Source organism: Streptomyces sp. NPDC056224, from assembly GCF_042267665.1.
In the GTDB taxonomy this organism is placed as follows: domain Bacteria; phylum Actinomycetota; class Actinomycetes; order Streptomycetales; family Streptomycetaceae; genus Streptomyces.
Genome location: NZ_JBHJTK010000001.1, coordinates 311,822 through 325,479, shown reverse-complemented (window position 1 = coordinate 325,479; position 13,658 = coordinate 311,822). Strand labels below are relative to the sequence as shown.

Genomic DNA, 13,658 nt, shown 5'->3' with positions numbered 1-13,658 from the left:
CTCACGTCTCCCACGCAGTACTCTCCTGTCGACCGGCACCCTACCGGGCGTCCCCGCCGGTCCTCGCACGGGTGGCCCGCGCGCACCCGCGCAGCAACTCGGGGGCGAGGGTGGCGCCTCCGGGGGCGCGGCGAAGGTCCGCGGCTGCGACGCGCTCCAGCGCGCCGCAGCCGGCGATCGCGCCCGGCAGCCGGTCGGCGACCCGGCGGGGAAGCCCGAAACCCGGGCCGGCGCCCCAGCCGCGCCTCACCGTGGCCACCTTCACCAGCGGGGGCCGCCGCCTGCTGCCGGAGGCGCTGTCCCGGTGCGTGGCCGCGCGTCCTGAGGTGGAGCCGGCGGTGCCGGAGAGCGAGCCGGGGGCCGCCGTGCAGACGGTCCGCGCCGGGGCCGCCGAGCTCGCCCCGGCCCACCACTTCGAGGGCCGCCGCCCGTGCGGCCGGACGGGCGTCCCGCGCTCGGCTGGGTCCCGCTTGCGGAGGACCCGCTGTGGCCGGTCCTGCCGCCCGGCCACCGCCTCGCGGAGCGGACGCCCGACGACCTGGCCGAACCGGCCGCCGGGCGCTGGGTGCTCGACTGCCGGCTGCTCGGCTGCTCGGCTGCTCGACTGCCTCAAGACGGAGTCGGCGTTCCTGCGCCGTTACGCGGAACTGGCCGGGTTCGGCCTGCGGATGGCGGCCTCCGCCGCCGACTGCCGTGCTGCACACCGAGCAGCGGGGACGGCCGGGCCGGTGGTCAGGCTCCCCCGTCGTCCTCGGCCCGCTCCGTTCGCACCCGGCGCGCGGCGGTCTCCGCAGCGCGCCGGGCCTTACGGGCCTCGCGGGCTGCCGCCCGGTGGCGTTCCTCGGTCTCGGCGACGGCGGCGTAGGCGAGGTCCCGGGCCGCCCGGGCCCGCTCCACCTCCGCGTCGGCGGCGGCCGCCTGCGCGACCGCCCGCTGCCGGGCCTCCTCGGCCTGGCGCAGTTCGTCCTCCCGCGCCGTGGCGGCCCATTCGGCGTCCCGTGCGGCGGCGCGCGCGGCCTCGGCCCGGGGGGCGGGCCGCCGCGCGGCGGCCTTCGCCGCGGCGGGAGCCGACGGCTCGGGCGGTACAGGCGGCGGTGCGGGAGGCTCGGGCGGTACGGGCCGCTCGGGCGGTGCGGGCGGTGCGGGCGGTGCGGGCGGTACGGGAGGCTCGGGCGGTACGGCGTCCGCGTCGACGCCGGGGAAGTCCGTCGGCAGTTGCGGCGCCTTCGCGAGCCGGCCCGAGGCCCAGGCCTCGGCCGCCTCCGGATCGGCCAGGGCTGCGTAGAGGATCTGCTCGACCTCCCGCAGCACCGTCTCGGAGACCGGGGTCCCGGCCTCGTCGGCCAGCCGCAGCGCCTCGCGGGCCAGGGCCCCGATCACCACGTGCTGCTGGTGGGACAGATCGCGCAGCTGCTCCCCGTCCAGGGTCCGGTGCGCCGCCCGCAGTGCCTGCCCGAGCTGGCGGAACTGCTCCACCTCCTCCGGCTTCGCCCGGACCAGCGTGTTCGACGTCCATGCCGCGATGGTGGGCCGCCGCAGCGCCGCGATCCGCTTCCCCGCCGCCGCGTCCCCTGCCCGTTTCGCGCGGGACGCCGCCTCGTCCCGTGCCGCCGTGAACCGCGCCGGGGGCAGCGCGTACAGGGCGTCGATGACCTCTTCCACATCCACGCCGCCCACTGTCCGTCATCATCAGCCGCGGACGGGGGACCGTGCGGGCCCAGCGCGCCGCCGGCCGGACGCAGCGGCTCCGCGGGGCGGGGTGAAGATCGTCGGAACGGGCCTGCGGACCCGGCCCGCGCGGGTGAATGACCGGCCCCGCCCGTTCCCACCTGGGGCGCAGCCCGTTGGAGCGGTCATGCGCACTCCGACAGAAGTCCTGATACACGCGTCGGCGGGCGCCCCGGTCCCGGCCGTGGCCGCCGCTCCCCGCGAGACCTTCCCCGAGCTCGCGGTGGAGGCCGGTCCCGATCCCCTCCCCCGCATACGGGCCACGCTCCGTGACGGCGTCCTCGCCGTCAGCCTGGCCGGGGAGTTCGATCACCACACCTGCGCCCCCCTGTACGGTCTCCTCGACGAAGGCGCCGCCCGCGGAGCCCGCCGGCTCGTCCTGGACGCGGCCCGGGTCAGCTTCTGCGACTCGGCCCTGCTCCACGTGCTGGACCGGTGGGCCCGGAGCGGCGGCCGGGTGGAGCTGGCGGCCACCTCCCGCGCGCTGCGCCTGCTGCTGACCGTGGCGGCGCGGGTCCATCCCCCTCCCCGAATCCATCCCCCTCCCCGGGTCCGCCTCAGCCCATGACCGCCTGGTCGACGCGGTGTTCGTCGACGATGCGGCCGTCACGCAGTTCCACGACCCGGTCGGCCAGTTCGATCAGGGCCGGGTCGTGGGTGGCGACCAGCGCGGTGACGCCCTCGCTGCGCACCACCGCCCGCAGCAGGCGCATGATCGAGCGCCCCGTCTCGGAGTCGAGCTGGCCGGTGGGTTCGTCCGCGATGATCAGGTCCGGTTCGTTCGCCAGGGCCCGCGCCACGGCCACGCGCTGCTGCTGACCGCCGGAGAGTTCACCGGGGCGCTGGCCCGCGTGGTCGGCGAGGCCCACCAGGGCGAGCAGGGTCCTGGCGCGTTCCTCGCGCTGACGCGCGGGGGTCTTCCGCAGCCGCATGGGCACCCCAACGTTCTCGGCGGCGGTCAGCACGGGGATCAGGCCGAAGGACTGGAACACGAAGCCGATCCGCTCGCGGCGCAGCGCCAGCAGCCCCGACTCGTCGAGGCCCGCCAGCGGGGTGCCGTCGAGCACGACGCTTCCGGAGCTGGGGGTGTCGAGGCCGCCGACCAGGTTCAGCAGGGTGGTCTTGCCGGAGCCCGACCGGCCCTTGAGGGCGGTGAGTTCGCCGCGGCGGACCTCGAACGAGACCCCGCGCAGGGCGTGTACGGCCCGCGAGCCGCTGCCGAAGCTCCGGTGGACGTCGTCCACCACGACCATGGGCGCGGCCGTGCCGTGCTGTTGCTGCGTCATGTTGCGGGCTCCCCCTGGGGCTGGATTCGACCGACCGGCGCCCCGCGGAGCGCCTGTTGTCGAATTTGCTCATCCGTCACATCCTGCACGCAAGTCCCTTCCCCTGTGCGTTCGAATCTGACAGCATCGTCCGCTATCCGGTGCCGGCGGTCCGGATGGGGGAGGAATCAGACACATGCTCGGCTTCGTCGTGCGCCGGCTGCGCGGGCGATTGCCGCTCGCCGCCGCCGTGCTGCTCACCGTACTGATCACCACGACCGTGCTGACGGCGCTGTTGGCCTTCACCCGCGGAGTGGGCGAGGCGGGGCTGCGCCAGGCCCTCCAGGGACCGGGCCGGACCCGGGCCACCGTCCTGGTCACCGATGAGCATCCGGAGTCGGCCCGCCCCGGGGACGAGGCCGTACGGTCCTTCGCGGGCGAGCTGTTCGCCACGGTCCCGTTCGGCGTCGAGTCGGTGGCGCGGAGCCGTCCGTACGGCCTCCAAGGCGGCCGCGTGCCCGGCAAGGACGCCGATCTGACGCTGCTCGCCTCACTCGACCGGGACCGCGTACGGCTCCTCGCGGGCAAGTGGCCGCAGGCGTCGGGCGGACCGGGTGGCGCGGATGCGTCCCGGCTGCCGGTGGCCGTGCCCCGGGCGGCGCTGGTCCGGCTCGGACTGACCGAGGCCGCGCTACCCGCCGAACTGCGGCTGGACGACCGCTACGGCGGCGCCCCGCTCACCGTGCTGGTCACCGGCGTGTACCAGGCGGCCGATCCCGGGGACGTGTACTGGCGGCTCGACCCGCTCGGCGGCCGTGAGGTCCAGGTCGGCAGTTTCACCACCTACGGCCCGCTGCTCGTCGACGGCAGCGCCTTCACCACGGGCGCACTCGCGCAGAACAGCCGCGCCTCGCTCATCACCCCGGACTTCGCCGCCGTGCGCCCCGCCGAGGCCGATGCGCTGCGCGAGCGCGCGGCGCCACTGGCCGGCGGCCCGGCGGGAGCCGGTGTCAAGGTTCCCGCCGGCCTCCAGGTCAGGACCGAACTCGCGGCTCTGCTGGGCGAATTGGAGTCCGCGCAGCTCGTCGCCCGTTCTTCCCTGCTGGTCGGCGCGCTCCAGCTCGCCGTCCTCGCCGCCGCCGCACTGCTGCTGGTCGCGCACCTGCTGACGGACCGCCAGGAGCCCGAACGCGTCCTGCTCACCGCGCGCGGCGCCTCACGCGGACGGCTGGGCGCGCTCGGCGCGGCCGGGTCACTGCTCCTCGCGCTGCCCGCCGCCGTTCTCGCACCGCTGCTCACCCCGCCCCTGCTGGACCTGCTCAGCGGCTTCGGCCCGCTGTCACGGGTCCCGTTCGACACCTCGGGGGGCCTGCTGCTGTGGCCGGTCGCGGCGGCCTGCGCCCTCGGGTGCGTGGCCCTGACCGCGCTCCCGGCCGTCCTGCGCGGCGCGGGCGCCGCCGCCCTGCGCCGCAGCGGCCGCCGTCAGGCCCTCGTCGCCGGGGCCGCCCGGTCCGGTGCGGACCTGGCGCTGGTGGCGCTCGCCGTCCTCGCCTACCAGCAGCTGGCGCAGTACAGCGGCCACGGGCCCGCCCCGGCCGGGGCGGGCGGCGGACTCGGCGTCGACCCGGTGCTGGTGGCCGCGCCGACCCTGGCCCTGTGCGCGGGCACCCTCCTGGTGCTGCGGCTGCTGCCGTTCGCCGCGCGGCTGGGCGGACGGCTGGCCGCGCGCGGCCGTGGGCTGGGCCCGGCCCTGGTCGGCTGGCAGCTCGCCCGCCGGCCCGGGCGGGCCACCGGCCCCGTGCTGCTGCTGGTCCTCGCCGTGTCCAGCGGGGTCCTGGCACTCGGCCAGCACACCGCGTGGTCCGCGTCCCAGCGCGACCAGGCCGACTTCGCCACCGCCGGTGGCCTGCGGATCTCGGGAAGCGACCTGGCCTCGCCGGGCCGGGGCGGCCGCTACGGCGCGCTGCCCGGCGGCGAGCGGGTGATCCCGGTGATCCGTACCAAGCAGGACCTGCCGGGCGGCCGCGCCGGCGAGGTGCTCGCGCTGGACGCCGCCGGGGTGGGCGAACGGGTACCGCTGCGCGCCGACTTGCGGGACGGGCGCGCCATGCGGGAGCTGTTCGCGCCCCTCGCCGTGGACGGCGGCCGGGGCGCGGGCGGCATCGCGCTGCCCGGCCGGCCGCGGCGCATCGACGTGGACGTGGCGGTACGGGTGCCGGAAACCGTCGGCAACCCCGGCCTGGGGCTGCTGTTGCGCGACCGGTTCGGCCTCACCTTCCAAACGCCGATGCTCCAGCTGCCCGAAGGAGGGGAAGCGACCGTGTCGGTGGACCTGGACGCGATCGCGGGGGCCCCGCTCGGGTCCGCGGCCACACCGCTGAGTCTGGCCGGGATGGTGTTCTCGTACGGCATGAAGGAGGGCGGCGCCGGCCTCTCCGACGACGGGGGGGCTCCCGACCCGCGGAACCTCGCCGGGGAGCTGACCGTACGCCGGCTCGCCGTCGCCGAGACCCCGCGCGGTGAGGCCCTGCCCGTGCCCGGCGGCAGCGCGTCCCCCTGGAGCCTGAGTGCCCCGGCCCTGACCAGCGGCGCCCCTGTCGCCGAGCTGCTGCCGGGCGCGCAGGACGGCCGGGACGGCCCGGCACTGCTGCGGCTGCGCTACCGGGGCGGCTCCGACACGCTCGGCGGCGTCCGGCTCGGGCTGGTCGCGGGCGGTGCTCCCGCGGCTGAGGTGCCCGGCATCGCCACCCGCGCATACCTCGCCGCCGTCGGGGCGTCCGTCGGTGATCTGGTCCCCGTTCCCCTGGGCAGCGCGACCGTGTCGGTGCGGATCACCGCGGCCGTCGGCTCCCTGCCGGTGGCCGGTGACAGCGCGCTGGCCTTCGATCTGGCCACTGCCGGGCGGCTGTTGGCGGCCGACGGGGCGCGGGATCTGCCCGCCCCCACCGAGTGGTGGCTGCCGGCCGCCTCCGCCGACGACCCCGTTCCCGCGCAGGCCGCCGCCGAACTGCGCTCCGCGGCCGGGTCGCAGAAGGTGGAGCTGCGCGAGGAAGTGGCCGCCGCCCTGCTGGACGACCCGCTGAGCGCGGGCCCGCAGAGCGCGCTCGCTGCCCTCGCGGTGGCGTGCGCGGTGCTGGCGGCGATCGGCTTCGGGGCCGCCGCCGCGGCGACCGGGCGGGAACGGGCCCGGGAGTTCGCCGTGCTGCTGGCGCTCGGTGCGCCGCGCCGCGGGCTGGGCCGGACGGCCGTCGCCGAGAGCGGTGTCCTGGTGGGCCTGGGGACGGCCGTCGGGCTGGGGCTCGGCGCCGCCATCGTCCACCTGGTGGTGCCCCTGGTGGTCCTGACGCCTGCCGCGCGGCGGCCGGTGCCCGGCGTACTGGTGGACCTGCCGACGGCCCAGACCCTGCTGATGGCCGCCGCGGTCGCCGCGGTGCCGCTGCTGTCGGCCGTGTTCGGCGGCCGCCGTGACCGGACCGTCCGGGGCTCCGCCGAACGGCTGCGCCTCTTGGAGGAGATGTGACCCGCCCGGCCCCGACCACCGCCGACGGGCGCAGGACCCGTCCCGCGCCCTGGGTAAGGACCAGGCTGCGGGCCGCGCCGCTGACCGCGCTGCTCGGCGCAGCCCTGGCCTTCGTCGCCGTCCTGCTGGCGGCCGCCCTGCCGCGCGCCGTCGACCGCGGCTCCGACCAGGCGCTGCGCTCCTTCCTGCACGACCGGGGCCCGAGCCCGACGAGCCTGCTCGCCACCTCGCCCGCCCGGTACGGCCGACAGAGCCCGCAGGAGCTGGACTCCGTACTCGCCACGCTGCGTTCGCGTACCGGCGGGTCCTTCAGGCTCGACCCGAGCGGTCCGGTGCACGGCACCCTCGGTGTGAAATCGCGCAGCCTCACCAACCCCGACATGCCCCGTCCCGAGGGTGTCGACCCGCGGCTCACGCTGGTCCGCCTGCCCGAGGCCGCCGCGCACGCGTCCCTCGTGGCCGGGCACTGGCCGGGCGGCGCCGCCCCCGGCGCCCCGGTCCAGGTCGCGCTGTCGCGCAGTGCCTCCGAGACCCTCCGGGTCCCCCTCGGCACCGTCCTGGAATCCGTGCCGGGCTCCACCGGCACGGCCCGGGCCGAGGTGGTCGGCCTCTACGACGCCGCCGACCCGGCGGACGTCTACTGGAGCGACCCCCTGCCCTGCCTGACCAAGGCCTGCCAGGCCTTCACTCCCACCGCCATGCCCCAGTTGTACTGGCAGACGGCCGCCCTGGTCGGCCCGGACGGCCTCGACCCGCTCGCCGTCTGGGGCGAGGGCGCCGAGGACTTCTGGCGGCTGCCGGTGGACACCGGCATCCTGCGGGCCGACCGGCTGCCCGCCGTCACCCGCGAGATCGCCGCCTATGTGGCCGGCCCCACCTCCTCCGAGCTGACGCGCGCCACCCAGCGCCCCGAGCTGCGGATCAACTCCCGCCTGCCCGAGCTGTTCAAACAGGCCGAGGCCAGGCGCCGGGCCGCCGCGCCGCTCGCCGCCATCGGCGCGGCCGGAGTCGCCGGGGTGGCCCTCGTCGTGTTCTGCCTGGCCGCCGCGCTCACCGGGGACCGGCGCGAGGCCGAGCTGCGCCTGCTGATCGCACGCGGCGGCTCCCGCCGCTCCGTCGTGGGCCGCCTGCTCGGTGAGGCCGCCGTCACCGTGCTGCCCGCCGCCGCGCTGGCCACCTGGCTCGCCGTACTGCTGCTGCCGACACCGCGCCTGACGGCCTCTGTGGCCGGGGCGTCCGCCGTCACCCTCCTGGCGCTGCTGGCCTTCCCCGTACGGGCCGCCGTGCTGCTGTCCGCCCCGCGGCGGCCGCGCCCCCGCCGCCGGCTCGTCGGCGAGCTGCTCGTGCTCACCGCCACCGCCGCGGCCGTGTTCGAGGTCCGCCGTCGCGGGGTCGCCCCCGCGGGCGGCGGACTGGACCCGCTGGTGGTCGCCGCGCCGCTGCTCCTGGCACTGTCCGGGGCGCTCGCCTTGGCCCGGCTGCTGCCCGCCGCCGTCGGGGCGCTGGCCCGGGCGGCGGGGCGGGGACCCGGCCTGATCGGTTTCCTCGGGCTGGCCCGCGCCGCCCGCGGCACGGGCGGCCGGGCACGCGTCCCGGTGCTGCCGCTGGTCGCGCTGCTGCTCGCGGTCACCACGGGCGGCTTCGGGGCCACGGTGCTGAGCTCGGTGGAGACCGCCCGGCTGCAGGCGGTCCGGCAGACCGTGGGCGGCGACGCCCAGGTCGCCGCGCCCGCCGGCGGCACCCTTGCGCCGGAACTCATCCGCGCCGCCGCCGCACTGCCCGGCGTGCGCACGTCCGTCCCCGTGTGGACGGACGACTACACCTTCCTCTTCGGCACCAAGGAGGGCTCCACCCAGGTGACGGTGGTCGTCGCCGACCCGGTGGCGTACGCGGAACTGGCCCGCACGGTGGGGCGCGGCCGCTTCGACCCGGCGCTGCTCGCCGGGGGCGCCCCCGACGCTCCCGTGCCCGCGCTGCTGAGCCGCGACCTCGCCGCGCGCGCCGTCGGGGACACCTTGCGGGTGCGGATCGGCAGCGACGACATCCCGGTCAGGGCCGCCGGTGTGGTCGACGGCACGCCCGCCCTGACGGGCCCGGGCGGCGCCACCGTCGTGCTCCCGGCCGGACCGGCCGGCGCCCACGTCCCCAAGTCCGCCCGCCCGAACCGGTGGTTCGCGACCGGGCCCGTCGACGAGGCGCGGCTGCACGACCTGGTCCGCACCGCGGTTCCGGCCGCGACCGCCGGCCAGCACACGGTGAAGACCAGCGCCGCGTCCGTCGCGGCACTCGCCGGCGAACCCCTCCAGCGGGGAGCGGGCCGGCTGTTCTGGGCAGCCGTGGCCGCAACCGCGGGATTCGCCCTGCTGTCCGTCCTCCTCACCCTCGTCCGCGCGGCGCCCGAGCGGGCCGCTCTGCTGGCGCGGCTGCGCACCATGGGCCTGCGCCCCCGGCAGGGCGTGGCGCTGATCCTGGCCGAGGCGTTGCCGCAGGCGCTCGTCGCCGCTCTCGGCGGCGGGCTGGTCGCGCTGGCCGCCGTGGCCCTGCTCGGCCCGGCCGTGGACCTGTCCGCGCTGGTCGGGGAGAAGGTGCCGGCCGGGCTGCGGCTCGCCGCGCGGCCCGTACTGACCCAGGTGCTGGGCCTGACGGCCCTGGTCACCGCGGGCGTGCTCGCGGAGGCCGCGATGTCCGGCAGGCGACAGATCACCACCGAGTTGAGAGCGGGAGACCAGCGGTGAACACCGACCAGCCGACCTACGAAGAGCTGCGCAGGCAGGCGCTGGCCGCCGCCGCGCCCCGTACGACAGGGGCGGGCAGGACGATCGTCTGCGACCGTCTGGTGCGCATCTTCAGCACCGACGGGGTCGAGGTGCAGGCCTTGCAGGGGCTCGAACTGACGGTGGCCCAGGGTGACCTGGTGGCCCTGGTGGGGGCCTCCGGCAGCGGCAAGTCCACCCTGCTGAACATCCTGGCCGGACTGGACGTCCCCACGGCGGGCACCGCCACCGTCGACGGCTACGACCTCCTGGAGATGTCCGCGAAGGACCGGCTGCGCTACCGGCGGGAGGCGGTGGGCTTCGTCTGGCAGCAGACGGCCCGCAACCTGCTGCCCTTCCTGACCGCGGCCCAGAACATCGCGCTCCCCATGCAGCTGAGGGGCCGGGCCTCCCGGGGCGGCGCCGCGCGCCGCGCGGCCCGCGTCCGCGACCTCCTGGAAGCCCTGCAGATCCCCGACCTGGCGGGCCGCCGGCCGGCCGAGCTTTCCGGCGGACAGCAGCAGCGGGTGGCGATCGCCGTGGCCATGGCCAACGACCCCGCGGTCCTGCTCGCCGACGAGCCCACCGGCGAGCTCGACTCCGAGACCGGCGCCGCCATCTTCGAGGCCTTCCGCACCGTCAACCGCGAGCTGGGCGCCACCGTGGTCATCGTGACCCACGACCCGCTCGTCGCCGGCGAGGTCCGCCGCACGGTGGCCATCCGCGACGGCCGCACCAGCAGCGAGGTCCTGCGCCGCACGGTCACCGACGAGCACGGCACGGAGTCGGTGAGCGAGCGCGAGTACGTGATGCTGGACCGCACCGGCCGCGTGCAGCTGCCGCAGAAGTTCCTGGAGGCGCTGGGCATGGAGCAGCGCGTGGCCGTGGACCTCGCCGCCGACCACATCGAGGTGCGCCGCGACGACGCGGACGTGGACGCGGACGGGAACGCGGACGCGGACGGGAACGACGTCTGAAGGACACCGCGGGACCGGATTCCGTCACTTCCCCGGGCCGGGGGTCGTTAAGGGCCTCGGGGTTGACTCGGGGGCGAAGGGATGACGGTATGCGGCAATTTCCTCTGGAAATGCACCAAGTGGCACCCGGTCGGGTGGTCGAGTGGCGGTTGCGGTCCACGGCGGCGGAGCCCGACGGCCCGGGTGACGCGGCGGGCAGGAGGGCGTCCTTCAACCAGGACAAGCACTTCACCGTCGCCGAGGAGAGCCGGGCCGCCGACGACCCCGTCGCGTCGTGGATCGCCGTCACCTTCGAAGTGGCGGGACGCCTGGACGAACCGGCCCTGGCCCGCGCCCTGCTGGCCTTCGTGCAGCGGCACGAGGTGCTGAGGTGCGCGTTCCGGAGGCTGGCCGGGGAACTGGCCTGTGAGCCCTTCGACCCCGCCGAACTCGCCCTCGAAGCCGAGCCGGTGGGCGTCTTCGACACCTCCGAACTGCTGCGGGACTTTCTCGTCGAGCGGTTCAAGCGGAGCATCGACACCCTGTCCTGGCCGCTGTTCACCATGGGCGCGGTCCTGCGCGAGGACTCCGCGACGGTCTATCTCGCCTTCGACCACATCGTGTGCGACGGCATGTCGATGCCGATCGTCGTCCACGAGGTACTGACCGACTACGAGGCCCTGTGCCGCGGTGAGGACAGCGGGCTGCCGCCGGTCGCCCGCAGCTACCTCGACTTCGCCGACGAGCAGCGGCGCCGCTACCTCTCCATCGACGCCCGCGACGAACGCCTGGACTACTGGAGGGAGTTCATCGCGCGCGGCGGCGAGTTCTTCCCCCGCTTCCCCCTCGACCTCGGCGTGGAACCGGGCCGGATGTACCCGATCGTCAACGAGGCCTCGGTGCTGCTGGACGCGGGCGAGGCGGAGGTGTTCGAGAAGACCTGCCTGGCGGTCGGCGGCAAGCCGTTCATGGGGGTGCTCGCCTCCGTCGCGGTGTGCCTGCGCGATGCGGGCGGCCCCGGCGTCTACCGGGGCCTGATGCCGGTCAGCGAGCGCGGGCGGGAAGGCTGGGCGGACTCCGTGGGCTGGTTCGTCAACACCATGCCCATCGAGTTCGACGCCTCCCCCGGCCGGGACTTCGCCCAGGTCATGGCCGCGGTCCGGGCCGGATTCACCGAGATGATCGGCCATATCGACGTACCGTTCGTCCGGGCGTGGGAGCTGCTGGCGCCCGAGGAGTTCGCCGCCCGCTCATGGCCGTACCCGGTGAACTTCTTCTCGTACATCGACATGCGCAAGTGCCAGGGCGCCGACCGCCACGGGGAGTGGCGGCCCGCCACCCACGTGTGGTCGGCGCGGGCCAACGGAGCCTGCTCGTGGTTCCAGCGGGACGCCGACGGGCTGCACATGAACTCCCTGTACGTGGACACCCCCGCGGCCCGCCACACCATGGGCGGCTTCCAGGAGGCGCTGCGCCTGACGGTCCAGGAGATCACCCGCTCGGGCGGGTTCCGCCGGCCCGTCGCGCTGACCCCGCCGCGCCGGCCCGTGGGAACGCCGCTCGACGTGGCCGCGTTCGCCCGGCGCGGCTGACCGGGAGCCGGGTCCCGGCCGGCCTCCACGGCAGACGGAGGAGGTACGGGGGACCGTTCGGCTCGCCCCGGCGGGCGCCCCGGAGCGCGCCGGTCGCGGCGTACCCGACGAGGGGCGCGAACAGGGCCGCACGACGCCGCGGTGGTGGCAGGACGCGGCCGGCGGCCCAGGCGGTCGAGCGCGCCGGTGCAGGTCATCGCGGGAGCGGACGGAGCTCCGGACGGCGGCGTCGGGGCCCTGCCGGCCGAGGACGCGCACTGCCGCCGGCCGGGCGTCCTCGGCCACCCCGTGGGTGCGGCCCACGGCGGTCCCGCCGAGGCACTCTCGTGACCGTTGCCGTTTCGCCGCCCCGGTCGCCCCGGTCGCCCCGGTCGCCCCGGCCGTCGTGTCCTGCCGGGACCCGGGCCGCGCACGGGTCGGCGGCGGGCCGGGCCGCCGCGGGCCTGACCGACGCCACTTTGACGACAAGACCCAGACCCGGCTGATCCGCACGGAGATGTGACGGCCCGTCGCCCGTGGCGGGCTCCTTCGGCATCACGGTCCAGCGGCCGGGACCGGCGCGAGGGACACGGCGGGGCGCTGCGGTCAGAGGCGGGCCGCGCGGCGGCGGAGCAGGGCGCGTTCCCGGGCGTTACGGGTGAGCGAGGCCGCCCGCTCGAACTCCGCGCGGGCCTCCGCCGGCCGGCCGAGGCGCTCCAGCAAGTCCCCCCGTACGCTCGGCAGCAGGTGGTAGGCGCGCAGGGCCGGTTCCCGCGCCAGCGCGTCGACCAGCGGCAGCGCCGCCTCGGGTCCCCGGGCCATCGATACGGCCACCGCCCGGTTGAGCTCCACCACCGGGGACGGGACGAGCGTGACGAGCCTCCCGTACAGGGCGGCGATCGTCGGCCAGTCGGTGTCCTCGTAGCGGACGGCCGCCGCGTGGCAGCCCGCGATCGCGGCCTGTACGGAGTACGGGCCGCTGCCGGCGTGGCGCAGGGCCTCCATGCCCCGGTGGATGAGCATCCGGTTCCACCGGGCCCGGTTCTGGTCGGCGAGCAGGACCGGTTCCCCGTCGGGGCCGGTGCGGGTGGCCGTCCGGGACGCCTGGAACTCCAGCAGCGCGGCGAGGCCGTGCACCTCGGGCTCCCCCGGCATCAGGGCCGTCAGGACGCGGGCCAGCCGCAGGGCGTCCTCGCACAGGGCGGGGCGGAGGAGGTCCTCGCCGGCGGTGGCCGAGTAGCCCTCGTTGAAGACGAGGTAGATGACCTCCAGGACCGATTCGAGCCGTGCCTCGCGGTCGGCCCCGTACGGGACTTCGAACGGCACGCCGGCGGTGGCGAGCGTTCGCTTCGCCCGGACGATGCGCTGGGCGACGGTGGACTCGGAGGCGAGGAAGGCGCGGGCGATCTCCTGGGTCGTCAGCCCGCCCATCAGGCGCAGGGTGAGTGCGATCCGGGCCTCGGTCGCCAGGACCGGATGGCAGGCGGTGAAGATCAGCCGCAGCAGGTCGTCGTCGATGTCGTCCGGGTCGGCCGGTTCGCCGGGGGCGGGTACGTCCTCCAGGCTCCGGCCGACCTCGGCGAGTTTGCGCGCGTACGTCTCCTTGCGGCGCACGAGGTCGACCGCGCGGTGCTTGGCGGTGGCCATGAGCCAGGCGCCCGGCCGGTCCGGGACGCCGGACTGCGGCCACTGTTCGAGAGCGGCGACGAGGGCGTCCTGCGCGAGTTCCTCGGCGATGCCGACGTCCCGCACGATGCGGGCGACGCCCGCGATGATGCGCGCGGACTCGATCCGGAACACCGCTTCGACCGCCTGGGCCGTACTCACTGCCGTCACGGCCACCCATCAGAGCAGCCGTGACGTGG

The 13,658-nt window shown here is 76.4% G+C and carries 9 protein-coding genes; 5 read left to right on the top strand and 4 right to left on the bottom strand.

The features are described from left to right. Positions 1 to 40: 40 nt before the first annotated feature. Together ACFCZ1_RS01495 and ACFCZ1_RS01490 are read right to left on the bottom strand one after the other, a co-directional pair. Positions 41 to 613, bottom strand: a complete 573-nt coding sequence (locus tag ACFCZ1_RS01495) for a hypothetical protein (RefSeq protein ID WP_376676275.1) — start codon at positions 611 to 613, stop codon at positions 41 to 43. A gap of 119 nt (positions 614 to 732) precedes the next feature. Next, the gene (locus ACFCZ1_RS01490; protein ID WP_376676274.1) at positions 733 to 1,668 is read right to left on the bottom strand and encodes a hypothetical protein; all 936 of its coding nucleotides are present in this window, start codon (positions 1,666 to 1,668) and stop codon (positions 733 to 735) included. A gap of 187 nt (positions 1,669 to 1,855) precedes the next feature. On the opposite strand from ACFCZ1_RS01490, the gene ACFCZ1_RS01485 reads away from it, so the two are divergent. After that, the gene (locus ACFCZ1_RS01485; RefSeq protein ID WP_376676273.1) at positions 1,856 to 2,296 is read left to right on the top strand and encodes an STAS domain-containing protein; all 441 of its coding nucleotides are present in this window, start codon (positions 1,856 to 1,858) and stop codon (positions 2,294 to 2,296) included. Here the strand turns inward: ACFCZ1_RS01485 and ACFCZ1_RS01480 are convergent. Next, positions 2,286 to 3,014 carry an ABC transporter ATP-binding protein gene (locus ACFCZ1_RS01480; RefSeq protein ID WP_376676272.1) on the bottom strand — a complete coding sequence of 243 codons (729 nt, stop codon included), beginning with the start codon at positions 3,012 to 3,014 and terminating at the stop codon, positions 2,286 to 2,288. The two genes, ACFCZ1_RS01485 and ACFCZ1_RS01480, sit on opposite strands and share 11 nt — an antisense overlap. Before the next feature lie 175 nt (positions 3,015 to 3,189). Between ACFCZ1_RS01480 and ACFCZ1_RS01475 the strand changes: the two genes are divergently transcribed. From ACFCZ1_RS01475 to ACFCZ1_RS01460, 4 genes are all read left to right on the top strand, one after another. Beyond that, on the top strand, positions 3,190 to 6,513 hold the full coding sequence (locus tag ACFCZ1_RS01475) for an FtsX-like permease family protein (protein ID WP_376676271.1): 3,324 nt from the start codon (positions 3,190 to 3,192) through the stop codon (positions 6,511 to 6,513). Then, the gene (locus tag ACFCZ1_RS01470) at positions 6,510 to 9,248 is read left to right on the top strand and encodes a hypothetical protein (RefSeq protein WP_376676270.1); all 2,739 of its coding nucleotides are present in this window, start codon (positions 6,510 to 6,512) and stop codon (positions 9,246 to 9,248) included. Before ACFCZ1_RS01475 ends, ACFCZ1_RS01470 begins: the two co-directional genes overlap by 4 nt. After that, a complete protein-coding gene (locus ACFCZ1_RS01465; RefSeq protein WP_376676269.1) occupies positions 9,245 to 10,243 on the top strand; it encodes an ABC transporter ATP-binding protein in 999 nt (332 codons plus the stop codon). The genes ACFCZ1_RS01470 and ACFCZ1_RS01465 overlap by 4 nt, the downstream gene beginning before the upstream one ends. An 89-nt stretch (positions 10,244 to 10,332) precedes the next feature. After that, positions 10,333 to 11,814, top strand: a complete 1,482-nt coding sequence (locus tag ACFCZ1_RS01460) for a condensation domain-containing protein (protein WP_376676268.1) — start codon at positions 10,333 to 10,335, stop codon at positions 11,812 to 11,814. Positions 11,815 to 12,399: 585 nt separating this feature from the next. On the opposite strand, the gene ACFCZ1_RS01455 is transcribed toward ACFCZ1_RS01460, so the two are convergent. Beyond that, positions 12,400 to 13,620 carry an RNA polymerase sigma factor gene (locus tag ACFCZ1_RS01455; protein ID WP_376676267.1) on the bottom strand — a complete coding sequence of 407 codons (1,221 nt, stop codon included), beginning with the start codon at positions 13,618 to 13,620 and terminating at the stop codon, positions 12,400 to 12,402. Positions 13,621 to 13,658: the final 38 nt, after the last annotated feature.

Bases quoted from the DNA above. Each gene is read 5' to 3' on its own strand.
- ACFCZ1_RS01485 (WP_376676273.1), top strand. From the start codon at position 1,856: ATGCGCACTCCGACAGAAGTCCTGATACACGCGTCGGCGGGCGCCCCG.
- ACFCZ1_RS01480 (WP_376676272.1), bottom strand. From the start codon at position 3,014: ATGACGCAGCAACAGCACGGCACGGCCGCGCCCATGGTCGTGGTGGAC.
- ACFCZ1_RS01475 (WP_376676271.1), top strand. From the start codon at position 3,190: ATGCTCGGCTTCGTCGTGCGCCGGCTGCGCGGGCGATTGCCGCTCGCC.
- ACFCZ1_RS01460 (WP_376676268.1), top strand. From the start codon at position 10,333: ATGCGGCAATTTCCTCTGGAAATGCACCAAGTGGCACCCGGTCGGGTG.